19 protein-coding genes are annotated in these 20,941 nt (G+C 71.0%); 17 read left to right on the forward strand and 2 right to left on the reverse strand.

The genetic code is table 11. From position 1 onward, the window contains the following. Window positions 1–45: 45 nt before the first annotated feature. Entirely contained in the window at window positions 46–1,218 is a 1,173-nt protein-coding gene (locus BLW85_RS33120; protein WP_074994804.1) for an RHS repeat-associated core domain-containing protein, read from the reverse strand. A 394-nt stretch (window positions 1,219–1,612) separates the two neighbouring features. On the opposite strand from BLW85_RS33120, the gene BLW85_RS33125 reads away from it, so the two are divergent. The 16 genes from BLW85_RS33125 to BLW85_RS33200 all read left to right on the forward strand — a co-directional run bounded on the left by BLW85_RS33125 (window position 1,613) and on the right by BLW85_RS33200 (window position 18,736). After that, window positions 1,613–2,617 (forward strand): isocitrate lyase/phosphoenolpyruvate mutase family protein, encoded by a 1,005-nt coding sequence (locus BLW85_RS33125; RefSeq protein WP_079172487.1) that lies wholly within the window; start codon window positions 1,613–1,615, stop codon window positions 2,615–2,617. Between the two features lie 17 nt (window positions 2,618–2,634). Continuing rightward, window positions 2,635–3,987 (forward strand): LLM class flavin-dependent oxidoreductase, encoded by a 1,353-nt coding sequence (locus tag BLW85_RS33130; protein WP_074994806.1) that lies wholly within the window; start codon window positions 2,635–2,637, stop codon window positions 3,985–3,987. 14 nt (window positions 3,988–4,001) lie between these two features. Further along, complete coding sequence (locus tag BLW85_RS33135) at window positions 4,002–5,132, forward strand: homocitrate synthase/isopropylmalate synthase family protein (protein ID WP_079172489.1); 1,131 nt, start codon at window positions 4,002–4,004, stop codon at window positions 5,130–5,132. Between the two features lie 8 nt (window positions 5,133–5,140). Continuing rightward, entirely contained in the window at window positions 5,141–6,376 is a 1,236-nt protein-coding gene (locus BLW85_RS33140; RefSeq protein ID WP_070026048.1) for a 3-isopropylmalate dehydratase large subunit, read from the forward strand. Continuing rightward, window positions 6,373–6,870, forward strand: coding sequence for a LeuD/DmdB family oxidoreductase small subunit (locus tag BLW85_RS33145; protein ID WP_071828592.1), 498 nt, complete (start codon window positions 6,373–6,375; stop codon window positions 6,868–6,870). Before BLW85_RS33140 ends, BLW85_RS33145 begins: the two co-directional genes overlap by 4 nt. Before the next feature lie 5 nt (window positions 6,871–6,875). Next, on the forward strand, window positions 6,876–7,640 hold the full coding sequence (locus BLW85_RS33150) for a class I SAM-dependent methyltransferase (protein WP_070026050.1): 765 nt from the start codon (window positions 6,876–6,878) through the stop codon (window positions 7,638–7,640). Continuing rightward, window positions 7,637–8,089, forward strand: coding sequence for a GNAT family N-acetyltransferase (locus tag BLW85_RS33155; protein WP_070026051.1), 453 nt, complete (start codon window positions 7,637–7,639; stop codon window positions 8,087–8,089). Before BLW85_RS33150 ends, BLW85_RS33155 begins: the two co-directional genes overlap by 4 nt. Further along, complete coding sequence (locus tag BLW85_RS33160) at window positions 8,086–9,246, forward strand: ATP-grasp domain-containing protein (RefSeq protein ID WP_074994809.1); 1,161 nt, start codon at window positions 8,086–8,088, stop codon at window positions 9,244–9,246. Before BLW85_RS33155 ends, BLW85_RS33160 begins: the two co-directional genes overlap by 4 nt. After that, complete coding sequence (locus BLW85_RS33165) at window positions 9,247–10,416, forward strand: ATP-grasp domain-containing protein (RefSeq protein WP_074994811.1); 1,170 nt, start codon at window positions 9,247–9,249, stop codon at window positions 10,414–10,416. Then, window positions 10,413–11,669 (forward strand): MFS transporter, encoded by a 1,257-nt coding sequence (locus BLW85_RS33170; RefSeq protein WP_070026054.1) that lies wholly within the window; start codon window positions 10,413–10,415, stop codon window positions 11,667–11,669. Before BLW85_RS33165 ends, BLW85_RS33170 begins: the two co-directional genes overlap by 4 nt. Then, a complete protein-coding gene (locus BLW85_RS38570; RefSeq protein ID WP_074994813.1) occupies window positions 11,659–12,714 on the forward strand; it encodes a hypothetical protein in 1,056 nt (351 codons plus the stop codon). The genes BLW85_RS33170 and BLW85_RS38570 overlap by 11 nt, the downstream gene beginning before the upstream one ends. A 110-nt stretch (window positions 12,715–12,824) precedes the next feature. Beyond that, the gene (locus tag BLW85_RS33180; RefSeq protein ID WP_074994815.1) at window positions 12,825–14,072 is read left to right on the forward strand and encodes an ATP-grasp domain-containing protein; all 1,248 of its coding nucleotides are present in this window, start codon (window positions 12,825–12,827) and stop codon (window positions 14,070–14,072) included. A gap of 527 nt (window positions 14,073–14,599) precedes the next feature. After that, complete coding sequence (locus BLW85_RS33185) at window positions 14,600–15,850, forward strand: PucR family transcriptional regulator (protein WP_070026057.1); 1,251 nt, start codon at window positions 14,600–14,602, stop codon at window positions 15,848–15,850. A gap of 372 nt (window positions 15,851–16,222) precedes the next feature. Beyond that, entirely contained in the window at window positions 16,223–17,017 is a 795-nt protein-coding gene (locus BLW85_RS33190) for an alpha/beta fold hydrolase (RefSeq protein ID WP_244174954.1), read from the forward strand. Between the two features lie 232 nt (window positions 17,018–17,249). Then, window positions 17,250–17,924 carry a helix-turn-helix transcriptional regulator gene (locus tag BLW85_RS33195; RefSeq protein WP_244174955.1) on the forward strand — a complete coding sequence of 225 codons (675 nt, stop codon included), beginning with the start codon at window positions 17,250–17,252 and terminating at the stop codon, window positions 17,922–17,924. Window positions 17,925–18,022: 98 nt separating this feature from the next. Then, window positions 18,023–18,736, forward strand: coding sequence for an alpha/beta fold hydrolase (locus tag BLW85_RS33200; protein WP_074994822.1), 714 nt, complete (start codon window positions 18,023–18,025; stop codon window positions 18,734–18,736). A 90-nt stretch (window positions 18,737–18,826) separates the two neighbouring features. On the opposite strand, the gene BLW85_RS33205 is transcribed toward BLW85_RS33200, so the two are convergent. Further along, window positions 18,827–19,792, reverse strand: a complete 966-nt coding sequence (locus BLW85_RS33205) for an NADP-dependent oxidoreductase (RefSeq protein ID WP_074996299.1) — start codon at window positions 19,790–19,792, stop codon at window positions 18,827–18,829. Window positions 19,793–19,922: 130 nt separating this feature from the next. Between BLW85_RS33205 and BLW85_RS33210 the strand changes: the two genes are divergently transcribed. Next, the gene (locus BLW85_RS33210) at window positions 19,923–20,903 is read left to right on the forward strand and encodes a GlxA family transcriptional regulator (protein WP_074994825.1); all 981 of its coding nucleotides are present in this window, start codon (window positions 19,923–19,925) and stop codon (window positions 20,901–20,903) included. Window positions 20,904–20,941: the final 38 nt, after the last annotated feature.

The raw sequence follows: 20,941 nt of genomic DNA on the forward strand, positions 1-20,941 counted from the left end.
CCGCGGGATTTCTTTCACAGTACGCTTTCCTGTTGATGGTGGGGTTTATTTCGAAATGTATTCCATCCCGGGACGGCGGCCCATCATGAATCGAGGGCAGTAGCTGCCATGGATATGTTCGTCGTACGTGTCCTCATGCCTCCACAGATGCCTTCTCTTGAAGTCGTCCAAGCGTTCGTCGGCTCGAAGTCCGGCTATCTCCAGGGTGAGAAGATAGGAATTCCCCCAGCGGCCGAACCTATGGCGCCTGCGGACATGATAAGCCCCTGCATATACGGCATAGGGAGCGATCGCGCCTACAGCAACGACATTGTTCGCCAGCGACTGCACGCGGCGGTTCCGCCACAGGATGCGCGCGAAACGCCAGGAGCGCCCGTCCAGGTCGAAGTGGTTGATCGGGTCGCCGTTGCAGTACTCGTAGGCGTTGGCCGAGCCGCCGGGAACCGGGTCGGTGGACAGGAAGCGTCCGGTGCCGGGGTTGTAGAGGCGCACGCCCATGAGGATGAGGCCGGTGGGGGTTTCGCTGGAGCGCTGTTTGCCGCCGACCCAGCCGTAGCGGGTGGCGGGCTGGTCGGTGCGCGGGTTGCCGTACTCGTCGTAGTCGAGGACGGTCGGCGCGGCGCTGCTGTCGGCGGGCAGTTGCAGGGCGATGTCGCCGTGCAGGTTGGCCAGCTGGAGGATGACGCCGCCGGTCTTGGTGGTGGTGGCGGTGAGGTTGCCGTCCAGGCCGTCGACGTTGCGGGTCAGCGTTCCGGTGGCCCCGCTGGTGGTGCAGTCCGTGCCGACGGTGGCGGTGGAGGTGGAGGTGGCGAGGGTCTTGCGGTTGGTGTGCTTGTCGAAGGTGTAGGCGCGGGTGGTGCACACCGCGTCGGGGGTGGTGTCCTGCACCTGCGACAGGCGTCCGGCCTTGTCGTGGGCGTAGGCCTGGGAGGCTGTGACGCCCGGGGTGCCGGCGTGGGTGGCCCACTGGCCCTGGGCGGTCTCGGTGATGCTGTCGGCGAGCAGGACGGTGCCGTCGCTGTCGCGTGTGTAGGTGCGGCTGATGGCGGTGCCGTCCGGGTCCTTGGCCTCGGTCATGGTGTAACCGCCGGGCAGGGTCTGCTCGTTCAGTTCGCCGTCGGCGTCGTAGCGGGCGCCGAAGGTGCCCGCGACCGAGTCGGTCACCGACGTGGTCAGACCGCGGGGATCGTCCGGACCGTCGGCCGCGAGGCCGGGCACGCTTCGCGCGCCGCTCCGCCGGTGAGCTGCAACCGGCCAAGTGCGGGCGCCGCCACGCAGAGTGAACGATGGGTGTATGGGCCACGCGTCAGCCGGGGATCGCTGCGCCTCCCCGGGCGGTCAAACGTGATCTATACAACTTCCATTGGTTGGGAAAGGTAACTATCGGTCGACGGGGCCCGCGCCCCGGATGGGCGATAGGTAAACCTCGCATGACGCGAAGAGGGCCGTGGGGTGGCTGGAAACATACACTCGCCCGGTCGGCGGCGGGGGCGACTGTTGACGCAGAGGCGGAACTGATCCTTTCCTTTATCTGCCTCGCCGGGACCGGGCGGGGCGCTCCTGATGGGGGAAAGCGCAGTGGGTCATACGCCGTGCGGATTTCTGCTTCCGCATGCTCGCGGGCGCCCCGTGCTTCCATCGCTGTCAGTATTCACTCCCGGCCAGAGATGAAGACCATTCGTCGACAGGGGAAAGAGTGAGTATCTCCACCATAGGCAACGAGACCCGTTTGGCGGCGCTTCGGGATTATTTCGCCCGAGAAAAGCCCGTGCGCATCGTCGAAGTGCACAGTCCGCTGGCCGCCGTCATCGCGGAACATGCCCAGGGAAAGGGCCCCGACAAAAGGGAGTTCCACGGGTTCTGGTCGAGTTCGCTGACCGACTCGGCACTGCGCGGACTCCCGGACATCGAACTGCTCGACATGGAACTGCGGCTGTCCTGGATCGACCAGATCTTCTCCGTGAGCACGCTGCCCCTCGTCATGGACGGGGACACCGGAGGACAGACGCTCCACTTCGAACACATGGTCAAGGCGATGGAACGCCGCGGTGTCTCGGCCGTGGTGATCGAGGACAAGGCCGGGGAGAAACGGAACTCCCTGCTGCCGGGTGACGGGCTGCACACGATGGCCCGGGTCGACGAGTTCTGCGAGAAGATCTCCCGCGGAAAGGCCGCCCAGTCCTCCACCGACTTCATGATCATCGCGCGGCTGGAGGGGCTCATCACCGGCCTGCCGCGACAGGAGATCCTGGACCGTGCCGCCGCCTACGTGGCGGCCGGAGCGGACGGTCTGGTGCTCCACAGCCGCAGCTCGGACGAGGCGCCCCTGCTCGACCTGGCCCGGGAGCTGCGCAGACGGCACCCGGGCACCCCCCTGGTGGCGATCCCCACGGCCTACCCGTCCGTGACCGAGGAAGAACTCCACGCGGCGGGCTTCGACCTGATCATCTACGCCAACCAGATGCTCCGCGCGGCGACCAGGGCGATGGAGGAGGTCAGCCACCGCATCCTCGACCACGGCCGCGCCCTGGAAGCCGGCGAGATGTGCATCGAGACCTCGAAGCTCCTGTCGATGCCCGACGACAAGAGGCCCATCGTGCGTGCCCCGCGCAACTGACCACCGGAGCCCACCAGATGCCCGCACAGCGCAGGGAACAGATGGTCATGGGTGCCTACGTGTCGTACGGCACCGGCCACCACGCCGCCTCGTGGCGGCATCCCGCAAGCGACACCACCGCCACGCGCAACCTCGACCACTACGTCGAGGTGACCCGCCTGGCCGAGCGCCACCTGTTCGACACGCTGTTCCTGTCCGACGCCCCGGCCGTGTTCAACGACGACCGAGCCGGCTTCGGCGGACGGGTGACCTTCTTCGAACCGCTCACCCTGCTGAGCGCGCTGGCCATGGTCAGCCGGGACATAGGCCTGGTGGCGACGTCCTCGACGACGTACAAGGAGCCGTACAACCTCGCCCGCGAGTACGCCAGCCTCGACATCATCTCGCGGGGGCGCGCCGCCTGGAACCTGGTGACCACGTCGAAGCTCGCGGCGGCCGCGAACTTCGGGATGCCGGCCCACCCCGCGCACGCCGAGCGTTACCAGCGGGCGGACGAGTTCATCGACATCGTCCGCGGGCTCTGGGACACCTGGGAGGACGACGCGTTCCCCGCCGACAAGGCGCGGGGCCGGTTCTACGACCCCGCCAAACGGCACAAGGTCCGGCATCGCGGCAAGGTCTTCTCGCTGGACGCGGAACTCAACGTCTCACGGCCACCACAGGGCCACCCGGTCATCGTGCAGGCCGGATCGTCCGAGGCGGGCCGTGAACTGGCCGCGCGGACCGCCGAGATGGTTTTCACGGCCCAGTCGGACCTGGACTCCGCCGTCGTGTTCGCGAAGGACCTCGACCGGCGCGCGTCCCGCTACCCGAGGCTGAACCCGGGCATCATCATCCTTCCCGGCCTCACCGTGTACGCGGGCGAGACCGGGAAAGAGGCCCAGGAGAAGGTCGAGGAACTGCAGTCGCTCATCCGGCCGGAGTTCGGCCTGAGCATGCTCTCGGATCTCGTCGGCGGATTCGACCTGTCCGGGTGCGACATCGAAGGGCCGCTGCCGAAGCTGCCGCCCAGCAACGCGAACACCAGCCGCCGCGCGCTGATAGAGAAACTCGCCTACGAGGACGGCCTGAACATACGCCAGCTGTACGAGAGGATGACCACTTCCCGTGGCCACATGACTCTCATCGGCAGCTATGACACGGTCACCGACGAAATCGTCAGGTGGTTCGAGAACGGTGCCGCCGACGGATTCAACATCATGCCGCCGCTGCTCCCGGAAAGCCTCGTCGACTTCTCCGAGAACATTCTTCCCCGGCTCCAGCACAGGGGAGTCTTCAAACGCCGGTACCAGCCCGGGACCCTGCGCGACAAGCTGGGGCTGCGGCGCCCCGAGAACCAGTCACGCGACCGAGAACGTCACCACTCCTGAAAGGGAAGACCATCATGCGCGATGACCTGATCCTTGAGGACACCACCCTGCGCGACGGCGAGCAGACCCCCGGGGTGGCCCTGTCGGCGGAGAAGAAGGTCAAGATCTTCAACGCCCTCGTCGACGCCGGCGTGCGCTGGATCGAACCCGGCATCCCCACGATGGGCGGCGAGGAGGTCAGGGCCCTCAAGGAAATGCTCGAGCGCCGCGACGAGGTCACCCTCATCGGCTGGAACCGCGGTGTGCGCAGTGACGTGCAGAAGAGCATCGACCTGGGCTTCCGGGCCGTGCACATCGGCCTGCCCACCTCCGACAACCACCTGAAGAACTCGGTGCGCAGGGACCGCGCGTGGCTGCTGTCCACCGCCCAGGACATGGTCAAGATGGCCAAGGACCAGGGCTGCTTCGTCAGCATCAGCGCGGAGGACATCGGGCGCACCGAGCCCGAGTTCCTCAAGGAGTACGCCGTCGCCGTCGCCGAGGCGGGCGCGGACCGGCTGCGCCTGTCCGACACCATCGGCATCCTGTCGCCCAGCCAGTACGCCGAACGGGTACGCGCCATCACCGGGGTCTGCGACATCGACCTCCAGGCGCACTGCCACAACGACTTCGGGATGGCGGTGGCCAACACGCTGGCCGCCATCGAGGCCGGGGTGCGGTACTTCCACGTGACGGTCAACGGCATCGGCGAGCGGGCCGGCATGGCGGACCTCGCCCAGGTGGTGATGAGCCTGCTCCAGTGGTACGACGTCGACCTCGGCATCGACACCAGCCGGCTCACCGCGCTGTCCCGCCTGGTCTCCCACGCCTGCGGCTTCCCCTCCTCGCCGTGGCAGCCGATCGTGGGCCCCAACGTCTTCGCGCACGAGTCCGGCATCCACACCACCGGCATGCTCCGGGACTCCTCCACGTTCGAGCCCTTTCCCCCGGACCGGGTCGGCGGCGAGCGCAAGCTCCTCGTGGGCAAGCACTCCGGCCGCGGTGTGATCGCCCACGCGCTCGGCGAGGACGGTGCCGACCTGGAGGCGGACGTGCTGGACGAGCTGCTGCGGGAGGTGCGGGCCGAGGCCATCGCCACCGGTGGCACCGTCCCCGCGCACCGGCTGCGCGAGATGGCCGGCAAGGCCCGCGCCGCGCAGCGCTGAGGGCCGAGATGACGAGCGAACTCGTAGCCGGCGTCCCGCTGGCCGAACAGATCATCGCCGGCCACCTGGCCGGCGAGGAGGGCCCGGTCGCACCGGGCCGGCTGGTCACCGTCCGTCCCGACCGGGTCTACGTGCAGGACGGCAACGCGCCCACCGTCGCCAGACTGTACGAGCAGCACGGCTTCACGACGGTCTTCGACCCGGAACGGGTGAGCTTCGTCTTCGACCACTCCGTTCTCGTGGCCGACGTCGACATGGCGGACCGGATGAAGGACGCGGACCGCTTCGCGGCACGTCTCGGGGTGGACGTACGCGCACGCGGACAGGGAATCAGCCACGTCCTCGCCGCCGAGCTCGGCTGGTTCTCCCCGGGCGCCCTGGTGCTGGGCTCCGACTCCCACACCTGTGTGGGCGGCGCCTTCGGGGCGCTGGGGCTCGGCATGGGCGCCTCGGACATCGTCGCCGCGATGGTGACGGGCACCACCTGGCTGCGGGTCCCCGAGACCGTCGAGGTGAGGTTCACCGGGACACCGGCCCGGGCCACCCGGCCGCGGGACGTCCTCCTCAGCCTCTTGCGGGACAAGGGCCAGGAGCCCTTCCTGTACCGGTCGGTGGAGTTCACCGGCGCGTGGGTGCGCGCGCTGTCGCGCGACGCGTCCGCGAGCCTGGCCAGCCTGGGCGTCGAACTCGGCGCGAAGTGCGTGTTCGTCCCCGACGAGCAGGAGACGATCCCCACCGGGACGGCCCCGGGACTCGCCCGCGTCGACTTCGACATCAGCGGTCTCCAGCCGACCGTGGCGCTCCCGCACCTCCCGGCCCGGACCGTGCCGCTCGACGAGGCGGCGGGCACCCCGATCTCGTACGTCTTCCTGGGCAGTTGCACCAACAGCCGGCTGGAGGACATCGCCGAGGCGGCCGCGGTCGTGCGCGGCCACAGGGTGCCCGCGGGAGTCCAGTTCGTGGTGACCCCGGGCTCGAACGCCGTGTACCGGGACGCCATGCGCGCCGGCTACATCGACACTCTGCTGACCGCGGGAGCCGTGGTCACCCCGGCCGGCTGCGGCGCCTGCGTGGGCACCCAGGGCCCGCTGCCCGCCCGGGGCGAGAACGTGCTGTCCACCATGAACCGCAACTTCCGCGGCCGGATGGGCAATCCCGAGGCCGACATCTACCTGTCCTCGCCCGTCGTGGCCGCCGCCACCGCGCTGTCCGGTGCGATTCCCCGTGTGGAGGACCTGCCGTGACACACACATCGACCCACCGGGTACGCCGGGTCACGGGTATGGTCTCGACCGACGACATCATCCCCGCCCGGTACAAGCACATGCACACCGATCCGAAACTGCTCGCACCGCACCTGTTCGAGGCGTACCTCCCCGGGTTCGTCGACACCGTCCAGCCGGGGGACGCGATCGTCAGCGACTCCGTCTTCGGCATCGGCAGCTCCCGGGAACAGGCCGTCTCCACCCTCCTGGCCAACGGGATCGGCCTGGTGATCGCCCCCCGCTTCGGGCGCATCCTCTTCCGCAACTGCTGGAACCTGGCCCTGCCGGCCATCGAGACCGACACCGACCGCCTGACCGAGGGGATGACCATATCCCTCGACCTCGGACGCGGGGAGATCCGTTGCGAGGGGACGACCCTCTCCACCTTCCCGAAACCGCCGCCCCTCCTCCTGGAGATGATCGCCCAGGGCGGACTCCTGTCCCGTGTGAAGACCCGAGTTCCCGGAGAGTAAGCCACTTGTCCACCACCGAAGCCAAGTTCGACGGACTGGCCAACAACTACGACCAGGCTCGGCCGCGCTACCCCGCCGAACTGTTCCAGCACCTCGTCGAGTACCTCCCGAAGGCCGGCCGGCTGCGGGTCGTCGACGCCGGGGCCGGCACCGGCATCGCCCTCGAGGGACTGCTGCCGCAACTGCCCGCCGACGCGGAGGTGCACGCCGTCGACGTCTCGACGGACATGATCCGCGTCGGGCGCGAGAAGTTCCCGCAGGTCGTATGGCATGAGGGCACGGCCGAGGGCTACCTCGCCTCGTGCCCGTCCGCCACCCTCGACCTCGTGGTCGCCGCCCAGTCCTACCAGTGGATGGACCGGGCCGCCTACGTGCGGGAGGCCGCCAGGAGCCTGAGCCCCACCGGGGTGTGCCTGGTCGTCCAGAACAACCGCAACCACGCGGCCGGCGGGTTCGCCGCCGCCTACGAGGACCTGCTGGAGGAACTCTCCCCGGGCTACAGCCGCTCCTACCGCAGCTTCGACATCGCCGCCGAACTGGGCGGGACGTTCACGCGGGTGGAGCGCCGAGCGGCGGACTGGACCCAGACGCTGACGGTCGAGGAATTCGTCACCATGAGCTCCTCCTCCACGCAGGCCCAGCGCGCCGTGGCCGCCGTCGGGCCGGTCTTCTACGCCCGGGTGCGCCGGCTGTGCGCGCAGCACGAAAGCGGTGGGCGATTGGAACTCCCGTACGTCAGCGAGGCGTTCTACGCCGTCCGACCGCAGTGATCACCGTCCGGATCCGGCAGGCGGGCGCCGCCGACGCGGCGTCCGTGGCGGACCTGGTCCAGGAGGTGTACCGGCCGTTCACGGCGGGGTTCCGGCCGACCGCTCTGCGCTGGTCCGACGAGGCCGTCCGCGCCTGCGCCTCATCCTGGCTGATGGCGCACGCGGAGGACGAACTCGTGGGCGTGGTGCACCAGACGCCGGATCCGGCGGGACACACCCTGGACGCGCTGTCCGTCAGCGCCCCCTGGCGCCGGCGCGGCATAGGGACGCGACTGGTCGCCGCCGTGGAGGAGCGGGCCCTCGGTCTGGGAACGCGCCGCATGGTCGTCGCCCTGCGCGACAGCCTCGGCGCCAACATCGAGTTCTTCACCTCCCTGGGGTACCGGCCGACGGGACCGTTCCCCCCGGCCCACCACCTGTACGTCAAAGAGATCGGTGTACGAGAGTGACTGTTGTCTGTCTGGGGTATCGAGCGGGGTTCGTCGAGGCGGCTCGGCGGCGCGACCTCGATCTGCACTTCGTCGTCGACAAGCTCAAGCCGGGGCTGAGCGGCCTGTCGTACACGAGGGTCGCCGACCTCGCCGACGCCGAGGAGGTCCTGCGTGCCGTGACGGAGTACCCGGGCGGCGGCATCAGCGCGGTCGTCACCGGCCATGAACACCCCATGTTCGCGGCGACCGTACTGCGTTCGGTGTTCGGGCTGCCCGGCGACACCGACCCGGCGCGGTGCCTGAGGTTCCGCGACAAACGGATCCAGAAGGCTGCCGTGTCCCCGGCCGTTCCGACGGCCGAGTGCGTGTACGTGAAACCCTCCGATCCCGACTACGCGGCACTGGCGGAACGCCTGGGCGCGACCTTCGTGGTCAAGCCGGCGGACGGCTTCGGCTCCCAGGCCACGGAGGCCGTCCACGACCAGGCCGAACTCGACGACTACCTGCGCCGCCATCCGTTCGTGTCCGACGTCCGGACGGTCGCCGAGTCGTACGTCGAGGGACGCGAGATCCACGTCGACGGCGTGTGGTGGGACGGCCGGCCCGTCTGGGCGGCGGTGTCGAGCTACCTGGACCCGCTGATGGGCTGGACCCGGGGGAAGGCGGTCGCCGACGCACCCCTCGGCCCCGCCGAGAGCGAACTGGCCGACCGCGCCACCCGGTTCGCGTCCGACGTGCTGCGCGAACTGGCCGCCCCCGACACCGTCTTCCACCTCGAGGCGTTCATCAGGCCCGACGGGGAACTGGTCCTGGGCGAGGTGGGAGCGCGGCCGGCCGGCGCCTTGACACCCGAGGTGCTGCGCATGACACACGGAGTCGATCTGTACGGTGCCACGATCGACGTGGCCCTCGGCCGGGTGCCCGAGCTGCCCGGGCAGGAGAGCGAGCCCGCCGAGCTGTTCGGCTGGATCTACCTCGTCCGCAGCCCCGACCCGGAGCTGACGGAGGACTCCTTCCGCGACCGCTTCGAGCTGGTCGAACTGGACTATCCCGCGCCGGAGAACGGCCGGCAGGGCATCTACGGCCGCTGCGGACACGCCATCGTCAAGGCGGCGACCCACAAGGAACTGGTGCACGAACTGCGTGCGATAGCTGACTTCAACCGGAGCGCCTAAGTGTCGGAATCCAGGACCCGCGTGCTCGTGCTCGGGCGCGACAAGGAATGGGCCCGCCGGGCCATGGACACCTTCTCGGACACCCACGAGTTCGTCCGTCTCCCCGCCGACGCCGAGCGGCACGGCGCCCTGCCCGGACCCGAACTCCTGCGCGCCGCCGACGAGCTGATGGCCCGCCGGCCGTTCGCCGCGGTGGTGGCGACGAGCGAGAGCACCATGCTCGCCGCCGGTTTCCTGCGCAGCCAGTACGGCCTGCCGGGACTCGACTACGCGCAGAGCCTGCTGGTCACGAACAAGTGGCGGATGCGCGGCAGGCTCAGCTCCGTGGTGCCCTCCCCCCGCGCCTGGCTGTCCGGACGGTTCCTGGCCGACGGGCCGCGGGACGGGGCCGACGTCACCGAGGTCGTCGTCAAACCGATCGCCTCCTCGGCGTCGCGCGACGTACGCCGGATGCCGGTCGGCCGGGCCCGCGACTGGCTCGCGGGCCAGGACGGCCTGTGGCTGGTCGAGGAGGCCGTCGCGGTCGAGCGTGAGTTCCACTGCGACGGTGCCTTCCACGACGGCCGGGTCAACTGGCTGGTGATCTCCGAGTACGACCGGCCGGCGTTGCAGACCGCCGGCACCTGGGGCACGTCGTTCCTGCGCCGCGACGACCCGCTGCGGCCCCGGCTGACCGAACTCACCCACCGGGTGATCGAGGAACTCGACGCCGGCGACGGCGTCTTCCACGTGGAGTTCCTGTACGACGGTGCCCGCCTGTCCTTCGGTGAGGTCGGCATGCGCCCGGCCGGTGCCGGCTGGGGGGAACTGCTGCGCGTCACGACCGGAGCGGACATCTGGGGCGCCTTCGTGGCCACGCAGCTCGGCATGGACAGTCTCGGCTTCGCGCCGCTGCGTCCGGCGGCCGAGATCAGCGGGATGCTGTGGGCCCGCCCCAACCCCGACGGCAGCCTGCCGCTGCCCGCGGCGCAGGCCGGCCGGTTGCCCGGCGTCGTCCTCATCGGCGAGGGGAACCGGGCCCGGGGCGCCGATCCGACGAACTCCTGCGACTTCGAGTACCGCGCCTACTTCGAGGGACTGACCCCCGAGGGGGCCGACCGGCTGCGCGCCGCCGTCATGACCCCGAGCGGCGCTGGGCCGGTGACCACGGGAATCGGCACGGCCGAATGAAGCACGAGGCAACCTCACGGTCGGCGCACAGCGGCAGGTGGCTGCTCGCCTTCTTCTGCACGAGCAGTGTCGCCGAGACCCTCCAGGCGGTCACCATCATGTGGGCCTCCTACCGCCTGAGCCACAACGCGGTGGTGACCGGGGCGATGAACGCCGCGGCGTACCTGCCGGGCGTCGTCCTCGGACTGATCGTCCGCAAGCGGGCCGACTCGGGGGACGCGGCCCACCGGCTGTCCGTGACGAACTGGGTGCTGTTCACCGGGTCCGCGCTGCTCACCCTGGTGTGGACGGCCGGCTCGCCGCCGGGACCGGCCCTGGCCGCGTTCGCCGCCGTGCAGTGCAGCCTGAGCTTCGTGAAGACGATGAACAAGGCGCACGCGGGACGGTTCATCCGCCAGGGGTACGCGGCGGCCGACGCCGTACGGCTGCGCCAGCGCTCGACCTCGTTGGCGCAGGCGGGCGGGGCGGTCGGCGGCGGGGCCGCGGGCGTGCTGCTGGGGTTCGGCGCGGTCGGCTGGTGCTTCGCCACCACGGCCCTGCTCTATCTGGCCGGGCTCATGGCGGTGCGGCGCGCCGCACCGCCGTCGCCGCGCGGGGCCGCGGCCCCGCCGGCGGCCGCGGCGCGGGAAGCCGGTCCGGTCGCGGCGCCGGGCCGGCAAGAGCGGGCGAGGAGCACGACGGCCGGTTCGCGGGTCCTGCGCACGATCCTGCTGTACTCCTTTCCCAGCAGTGGCGCACTGCCCTTCATGTCCACCGTCGCCGTGCCGCTGGCGCAGACGGTGTCGCCCGGGTCCGGCGACTTCTACGCGGTGCTCAGCGTGGCCGGCATGAGCGGCGGGTTCCTCGCGGGCACCGCGCTGTCCAGCGGCCGGCTGTCGTCGGACCTCGTCCTGCGGACCGCTTTCCTCACCGGCGCCGCGTTGGCCGTCGGCATCGCCGTCACCCGCTGGCCGGCCGCCGTCGTCATGCTCTTCCTCGTGCTCAGCGCCGTCGTCACCACCCATGTGATGGTGATGCAGGTGCTGACCAACCAGGCGCCGCCCGAGGACCAGGTGGGCCGGTTCACGGTGGTGCGCAACGCCGTGGCGGGGGTCGCCAAGTGCGGTGCCGCACTCGTGGCCGGCTGGCTCGTCGAAGCACTCGGCCTCACCGCCGCCTGGATCGCGCTCGCCCTCGTGCTGGGCACGGCCGGGTTCAGCTGGTGGGGCGTGGGACGGAGCAGGGAGATGGAGGAACTGGTCGGTGCGAACTAAGACCGCGTTCATCGACTACGTACGGCGCAGGCGCCTGGACCTGATCCGCGCGGACGCTCCGGCCGCCGCGGCCGGCGAGGCCCTGGCCCTGCTGGGTCTCGACGACGCCGCGCTGGACCGGTGGGCGGCGAGCGAGTCCGTCCTGGTGTCGCTGCCGCACGCCAGCCCCAATGTGTTCGACCCGCGCACAAGGGTCTGCTGGTACGCGGGGAGCGTCCAGCGACGGGACCCGGACCCGGCCCACCACGTGCGCGTCGTCCTCACCCACGTCAACTTCTCCGACCTCGGCTGGCGGCCCTACGCCTGGTGGTACCTGGGCGAGGACGGGAAGGTGCGCTGCCACCGCCAGTTCTCCCGGAACAAGAAGCGCAAGCACGTGATCGTCGCCGGCCGGCCGCCGATGGACGTCGTGCCCGAGGAGGCGTCCACGACCGATCTCGACGCGTCCCGCGCCGCCCGGTGGGGGGCGGACCTGGCCGTCTCCTACATGCTGCTCGGCGCGGTGGTCGAACGGGCGGCAGGCATGGTGTCCGGGCGGACGGTGACGTATCTGCCGCTCTCGCTGCTCGTCTCCTTCGTGCGGGAACAGGCGGCCGGTCCGGCGTCCGCCGCAGGCGAGCCGCTGCCCGCCTGGTGCCGTCTGCTCACCGACCAGGCGCAGGGGCGGCGGGCGGGTCCCGACGGCGTGCTCGTGGAGTGCCCGGCCCGGCAGGCGACCGTGTTCGACAACTACAGCAACCTGGCGATGCTCCCGCTGCTGGGCGACTGCCACGTGCTGGGCGGCGCCAAGATGGCCGGCTACTGGCCGCATGTCGAACACCGCCTCGGCGCCCTGCGACAGGCCGCCGCCGAGGACATGCGCGACCCGAGGATCGCGGTGGTCCCGGAGACCGATCTGCTGCGGTTCGCCGGCCCGTCACCGGCGGTCGCGGCGCAGCTGGAGCGCCACGGCGTGCCGTACAGCCAGGGGCTGGCGGTCGCCGAGCACGGGGACTTCGCGCGGCGGATCGACCCGTTCGATCGGGCCACCCTGGTGGCCGGGTGACCCGGCGACACGGCGGAGCCGGTGGCGAGGGGTGTGGTGACGGGTCGGGGGGCGGGCACCGCGGTCATCCCCGCGGCGATGTCGGACGGCGGTTACCTCGGGAGGGGAAGATGGTGCGTGATGTCGGTGGTGGCGGCGACCGGGTCCTGCTGCTCGGCGCGAAGCCGGACGAGTCCGTGGCGGCACTGGGGGAGCGGGGGGCACGGATCACCTGTGTCGCCACGCCCCGGCACGCGGCCTCGCTGTCGGGGCGCGGCCTGGTCGAGCGGATCGTGGTGGTCGAGGACCCGATGGACGCCGAGCAGGTCCTGCTGGGACTCGCCCGGGACGCGATCGCGCTCGGCGAGTTCGACGTGGTCACCAGCGCCCTGGAGCACGGCCTGGTGGCGGCCGCGCTGATCGGCGCGTCCTGCGCGGCGCGTGCGCTGCCCCTGTCCGCCGCGGTGCTGTTGCGCGACAAGCAGGCCCAGAAGGCGGCACTGCGCCGCGCCGGCGTGCCGTTGGCGCGGTCCGCGGTCTTCGTGCAGCCGGGAGAGCTGGCGCAGGCCGTCGCCGAGGTGGGCGGGCTGCCGGTCGTCGTCAAGCCGCCGTCGGGGGCGGGGGCCCAGGACACCAGGGCGCTGCGCCGCGCCGCCGACGTCACCCGCTGGCAGCGGGAGCACGGCGCGGGTCCCTGGCTGTGCGAGGAGTTCGTGCCGGGCGACGAACTGCACATCGACGGCGCGGTCAGAGACGGCCGGGTGGCCGAGATCTGCGTGTCCCGGTACTTCAGGAATCAGATCACCGCGCTGGACGGCGCGCTCAACGGCTCGGTCGCGCTGCGGGCCGCGGCGGAGGAGGCGCGCTACACACGGGCCCGGCACCTGGTCCGGCAGACGGCCGACGCCCTGGGCTTCGCCGACGGGGTGTACCACCTGGAGGCCTTCGAGCAGGCGGACGGCACCCTCGTCTTCGGCGAGTGCGGCGGCCGTATCGCGGGCGGACGCATCGACCGGACCGTCCTGCTGACCACGGGCGTCGATCTGCACCGGCACTGGGCGGCGGCGGTGCTGGGCGCCGCCCCGCCCGCACGGACCGATGGGCCCCTCGACGGCGCTCTGTTCGGCTGGGTGACCCTGAGCGCTCCGCCCGGAAGGGTGCTGTCCATGCCCTCGGTCGAGGACATCCGGGCCAGGTCCGGCGTGGTCGACGCGGAGCTGAAGCTCGCGGTGGGCTCGGTCATGACGAGCCCCCGGACCACCACCACCCGCGCCGGCCGCGCCGTGGTGCGGGGAACGAGCGTCGCGGACGTGGAGTCGACCGCGGCGGACGTCGCCGCCTGGTTCACGGCCGCCGCACGTTCCGCCGCCGCGTCCTGACGGCGGTTCCGGCGGCGCGCTCCCGCGGTGTTCCCCCGAGCCGGAGACCGTTTGACACCCCTGAGCCCCCTGGACGGCAGACCCCAGGGGGCTCAAGCGTGTCCGGACACGCTCGGTGGCACCGCAAGTCCCGGCGCGGGTCGAGAAGTTGACCCTCCCGGACGGACGACGGGCAAGGAAACCTGAGTCGGTTTCAGCCATACGGTCGCGACCTTCCTCGTTGTTCTCCAGCCGGTGGGGGCGGTCCCGGTTTCCCGTGAGTGCACAGGAGTGTTCTCCGAGTGCACCGCTTTCGGGCCCGCGCCCAGGCGGAGCGGGCCGTCCGCCGTGCTCATCCGTCGGCACGTTCTGAGGTGATTTATTGGCCTTTTCCGCCTTCATCGCATCGCGGCTCCCGCCCTCCCCCTCCGTGCTCCGCGCCGTGGAACGGCACGCGGCGCAGGGCGACAGCCGTCCGCAGATTGTTGAAGGTTTGAGTCTTCTCTTTCACAGCTTGTAGAAATAGGCACCTGAAGGAAGGGGGCACCGTGGCCGAGAGTCGCCTGCGGGTCCGGGTGGGTAGCGACGCGCTACAGGAGCTGGTCGAGGAACTCGCGATGCGTCTGCGGCGGGCCGTGGTCATCGACGACCCCCTGGTGCGGCTGATCTGCTCCAGCCAGCACTTCGGGGACGAGGACCCGGTCCGCATCCGCAGCCTGCTGCGGGGCCGGGCCGACGACGAGATCATCCGTTACGTCCTCGACCAGGGTGTGGCCCGTTGGCCCAAGCCCGGTTTCATCGAGGGCAGCGACGACCTGGGACTGCTCGCCCGATACTGCGTTCCGCTGCGCGAGCGCGGAGAGTTGCTGGGCCTGCTGATGGTCGTCGTGCCGGACAGGACGCTGACGCCCGAGGAGACCGACGCCGTCGCGCAGGCGGTACCGGCGATCACCGCCCAGATGCGCGCCGACCAACGGGCCGCCGACGCCGAGGGCGCCGACATGCAGGAGATGCTGTTCTCCCTGTTCGGCACCAGCGAGGCGGCGCGGGCCACCGCTCGTCAGCGGATACTCGACGACGGCGCGCTGCCGGACGCTCCGTACGCCGTGGTGACCGTCGTCCAGGTGTCCCGCTCCGCCGAGCCGCCCGGCCATGTGGAACTGGCACTGCGCGGAGCCCTGGAACGGTTCCTCCGCACGCGCTCGGCGGACGGCGTCATGGCCGTCACCCCGGACGGCGCCGCCTTGTTGCAGGTGTCCGACCGCCCTCTGCCGGCGCGGGAACTCGCCGACCAGGCAACGGCCGTACGGGAGGCGCTCACCGCCTACCTGGACGCCTCGGCGGCACCGGTGCTCGGTGTCGGCGGGCCCGCGGACGGTCTGGCCGAAGCGTGGGCCTCGCACGGGCAGGCGGTCGTGGCGGCGCGCGCGGCACGCCGTCTGCCCCCTCTGAAGGGCATCGGCGCGTGGGAGTCACTGGGCGAACTCGCCGTACTCCTCCAGGTGCCGGACCACGCCCTGAACCGGTCGCTGCTGCCGAGGCCGCTGACCCTGCTGCTGGAGAGTCCCGGTGGCCGGCGGCTGGAGGAGACCCTGGCGTGTTTCCTCGACAACGCCGGATCGATACCGCGCACGGCGGAGGCCCTCCAGATCCATCGCACCTCCCTCTACTACCGCTTGCGCCAGATCCAGGAGATCACCGGCCTCGACCTGGACAGCGGCGGCGACCGGCTGTCGCTGCACCTCGGGCTCCGGATGCACGCGCTGCTGGGCGCACAGACCGCCGAGTCCACGGTCTGACCCACCGCACGCCCCGTCCGCACCGCCGCGCATGTGCCACGCCGGCCCGCGGACCAGGCCTTCCCTGCAAAGTGATGAACGGGCTCTTCTACAGAGTGATGATCAGGACCTCCTACAGAGTGACGAAGAATTCGCCCGTCGATCCCTACGGAGCGCGGTGGTGCCGGCCGGACCCCGTGGCACACAATCGGACCATCGGAAAGCCGCGTAGTACGTCGGTTCTTCGAAAAGTCAGTCGTCCGCGCGGCGGAGAAAACCGCCCGCGCCGAGTATGGAGGAGAAGTCGGAGTGGGGGCCGTGGGCCAACTGACGACCAGTGACGGCGTACGTCTGGTGTACCGGGACAGCGGGGGAGAGGGAATTCCTCTGGTCATGCTGCACGGTTGGGGGCAGACGCAGGAGATGTTCCGCCACCAGACGCGGGAGCCGGCTCCGGCCCGCCGTGTCATCACCCTGGACTTCCGCGGTCACGGGCTGTCCGACAAACCGCGCCACGGCTATCGCATCGCCCGCCTGGCCGCCGACGCCCTGAACCTCGTCGACGATCTGGGGCTCGACCGTTTCGACGCGCTCGGCTGGTCGATGGGCGCCTCGGTGTGGTGGAGCTTCTTCGACCAGTACGGCACCGGCCGCGTCCGCCGTTTCGTCGCCGTCGACCAGCCCGCTGCCGTCGCCGCCGTGCCGTGGATGTCGGCCGAGGAGCAGCGGCAGTCGGGTGCCATCTTCGACGTCGCGGGCCTCGTCGCGCTCGGAGCGGATCTCGCGGGCCCGGACGGCGACCGGGTGCGGCACGACTTCGTGCGCGGCATGTTCTCGGGCGAGCCCGACCCGGAACTGTGGTCCTTCGTCGCGGAGCAGATCAGGTCCACGCCGGCCCACGCCGGAGTACCCCTGCTCTTCGACCACTGCGCGCAGGACTGGCGGGACGTGCTCCCGCGCATCGATGTGCCGACGCTCGTCATCGGGTGCGACGGCAGCCATGTGCACCCGCGTTCGCAGCGGTTCGTCGCCGAGCGGATTCCGGGCGCGCGGTTGCACGTCTTCCCGACCTCGGTGGCCAACTCGCACTTTCCCTTCCTCGAGAACCCGTCCGCGTTCAACGGGGTGCTCGGCGCATTCCTCGACGAGGAAAAAGGCGCGGCGGACGACCCGAACAACCGAGTCTGACGTCCACGGCCATTCGTCTCTCATTTTCTGAACAACTCGAACATCGAAAAGGAAACGACGGGAGTCTGATGTGACCCGGTCGATCGACACCGCCATGCCCGAAAACAGGGAAAACAGTCTCTCCGGCAGGCCCCAGGGAAACGATTCAGGGTATTTCATCACCCTGCCGTCGCCGGTCGGCGGCGACGACCATCTTCATCTCGCGGTCAACGTCTCCGACAGAACGGTTCTCGTGGACCACGAGTCCGTCCTGTCCGTGGAGCCCGGCGATCTCGTCATCACCGGGGCCCGGCGCCCGGCGCTGCGCACGGGCGGCGAGGTGGGACTGGCCCTGTTCCGGGTCCCGTTCTCGCTGCTCGACGCGTCGGCGGCCGATCTGCGCAAGGTCCCGCACACGCATCTCAGCGGCCGCAGCGGCCTGGCGTCGCTGGTCTCGCAGTTCCTGACCGCCCTCGCCAGAACGCCAGGCCGTGAACGTCTGGCCGGTGGGCAACGGCTCGCCCTGAACACGGCGGACCTCGTGGCGCTCCTCGTGGACAAGGTCCTCCAGGAGCAGAGACCCGCCTGCGCCGGCGCGGGCCACGACATGCTGGTGCGCATACAGAGCCACATCGAGGACAACCTCACGGACCCGGACCTGTCGCCCGAGTCGATTGCCCGGGCGCACCACATCTCGGTGCGTTACCTGCACAAGCTCTTCCAGGCGGGCGGCACCACCGTGGGCGCCTGGATACGGCAGCGCAGACTCGACGCCTGCCGCGCCGAACTGCGCAGGCAGCGCCGTACCGTGGCTTCCGTCGCCCACACCTGGGGCTTCGTCAGCCCCTCCCACTTCAGCCGGCTCTTCCGGCAGACCTACGGCCTCTCGCCCAGGCAGTGGCAGGCGGCCGCGTCCTCGGACTCCTGAGCCGCTCATCCGCCGGGCCTCCTCCCCGCGACTCCCGCATCACACCGTCCGGTGCCCACCGCCCGGCACACTCCACGCTCCGAGAAGGAAGCGCCGCCATGCCCACACCCACCGTCGTCCTGGTCCACGGAGCGTTCACCGACACCGCCTGCTGGTTCGGAGTCGTCGCGGAGCTGCAAAGCCACGGCATCCCGGTCGTCGCCCCGCCCAACCCGCTGCGCGGCCTCGTCTCCGACGCGGCCCACGTCGCCTCGGTGGTGTCCCGGATCGACGGTCCCGTCGTCCTGGTCGGGCACTCCTACGGCGGCGCCCTGATCACCATGGCCGGTACCGCCGAGAACGTGATCGCACTGGTGTACGTGGCCGCCTGCATCCTGCAAGAGGGCGAAAGCCTCTCCGATGTGCGGGACCGCTTCCTGGCGACCGAGTTGGAGAACAGTCTCCGGCACTGGACGTACCCCGTGCCCGGCGGAGGCGAGGCCGTCGAGGTCACCATCACCGAGGAGGCGTTCCCCTCGTTGTTCGCCGCCGACGTGTCCCGCACGGTCGTCCGCGTGCTCGCCTCCTGCCAACGGCCGCTCGCCGTCTCCGCGTTCGAGGAGAAGACCACTGCGGCCGCCTGGCGCACCAAGCCCTCCTGGGCCCTGGTGGCGGGCGCGGACCGGGTGATCCCGCCCGACGCGGAGCGGTTCGGCGCGCGACGGGCGGGAGCGACCGTCGTCGAGATCGACGGAGCCTCGCATGCCGTCGCCCTTTCCCAGCCCACGGCCGTGGCGCGGCTCATCCGCGACGCGGTCCAGGCGGTCGGCTGACCGTGGGGTGGAGCCACCGGCCGTCCCGCTCGTCCCCCGGGGGCCGGGCGTCGGCACGGTGACCGGGTGGGGGACGAGCCGCTCGGATGGTCAGCCGGCGACGGTGAGGACGATCTTGCCGCGGGTACGGCCGGACTCGACGCGGGCGTGGGCCGCGCCGGCCTGCTCCAGCGGGAAGGTTCCCGCCACCTCGACGGAGACCTCGCCCGCGTCGATCAGGCCCGCGATCGTGGTCAGCGCCACGCCGTCCGGCTCGACCAGGTACGGGGTGGCCCGCTTGCCGGCCTCCTCGGCGGCCCGGGTCAGCTCCGGGGAGACACCGGACGGGACGGCGACCAGCAGGCCGCCCGGGCGCAGGACCTTCAGCGAGCGGGTGCTGGTCAGGTCGTGGGCGTCGCCCACCAGGTCGATGACGACGTCGACGTCCTCGACGGCGTCCTCGAAGCGGGTGGTGGTGTAGTCGATGGTCTCGTCGGCGCCGAGTTCCTTGAGCCACGGGTGGCGTGCGGCGCTCGCGGTGGCGATGACATGGGCGCCCAGGTGCCGGGCGAACTGGACCGCGAAGTGGCCCACGCCGCCGGCGGCGGCCGTGATCAGGACGCGCTGCCCGGCCCGCACGTGGGCGGTGTCGACCACGGTCTGCCAGGCGGTCAGCGCCGCCAGCGGCACGGCGGCCGCGTGCACATGGTCCAGGGTGGCCGGCTTGCGGGCCCACTGGCGGGCCGGTGCGGTCACGTACTCGGCGTAGCCCCCGGCGGCGCGCGGGAACCACGGCATGCCGTACACCTCGTCGCCCGGCTTCAGCGTGGTGACGCCGAAGCCGACCTCCTCGACGACCCCGGACACGTCCCAGCCGAGGATCAGCGGGAACGTCTGGAGCCCCGCCATGCCCTGACCCTCGCGGGTCTTCCAGTCCACCGGGTTGACGCCGGCCGTGTGCACCCGCACCAGCACCTCGGTCGGCAGCGGCTCGGGGCGGGCGACCTCCTCGACGGTCAGCACCTCCGGCCCGCCGAACTCGGTCTGGGTGACAGCCCGCATGGTGTGCTCGCTCATGTTCGCCTCGCTCATGTCCGTCTCACTCTCTTTCTTCTGCGGGGGCCGCGGCCCCCGCAGAAGAAAGAGTGGCGGGTGCGCAAGGAGACGAGTGAGTGGCCGGAGGGTCACCTGTCGTACCATTCCGGCCATGCCGCATCGTGTTGCCGTTCTCGCCCTCGACGGAGTCCTGCCGCTGGACCTGGGCATCCCCGCCCGGGTCTTCAACGAGGCCTGTGAACCGGACGGGACCCGTCTGTACTCCGTCGTCACCTGCTCCCTCGGCGGCCGGCCGGTACGCACGCACGAGGACTACCGGCTCGTCGTCGACCACGACGAGTCGGCGCTGGAGACAGCGGACACCGTCGTGCTCGCCACCCAGGAGCCCACCGAGGACCTGCTCGCCACCGGCACGCTCCCCGGGGAACTCGCCGCGGCGCTGGACCGGATAGGGCCGCGGACCCGCATCGTCAGCCTGTGCACCTCGGCCTTCCTGCTCGCGGCGGCCGGTCTGCTGGACGGCCGGCGGGCCACCACGCACTGGGCGCTGTGCGACGCGCTGGCGCGGCTGTTCCCCGCGGTCGAGGTCGACCCGGACGTGCTCTTCGTCGACAACGGACGCATCCTCACGTCCGCCGGCGGAGCGGCCGGCATCGACCTGTGCCTGCACCTGGTGCGACTGGACCACGGGGCGGCGGTGGCCTCGGCCGCCGCGCGGCGCTGCGTGGTGGCGCCGTGGCGCGAGGGCGGGCAGGCGCAGTTCATCGAGCACCCGGTACCGCGGGACACCGACCGGTCCACTTCGGCGACCCGGCAGTGGGCGCTGGACCGGCTGGCCGAGCCGCTCACCCTGGAGGACATGGCCCGGCACGCGCACATGAGCGTGCGCACCTTCACCCGGCGGTTCCGCGGTGAGGTGGGCAGCAGCCCGCTGAAGTGGCTGGCGCAGCGACGGCTGGAGCACGCGCGCCTGCTGCTGGAGACCACCGACCTGACCGTCGCACGGATCGCCACCACCTGCGGCTTCGGCGACCCCGTCGCCCTGCGCAAGCACTTCCACACGTACCTGGGCCTGTCACCGCTGGCCTACCGGCGCGCCCACCACGCACCGGAGCGCGTGCCCGCCGCGTGACCACCCGGCCGGGCGGGCGTGCGCCACGGGAACGCCCG

Source organism: Streptomyces misionensis, assembly GCF_900104815.1.
Lineage (GTDB): Bacteria > Actinomycetota > Actinomycetes > Streptomycetales > Streptomycetaceae > Streptomyces > Streptomyces misionensis.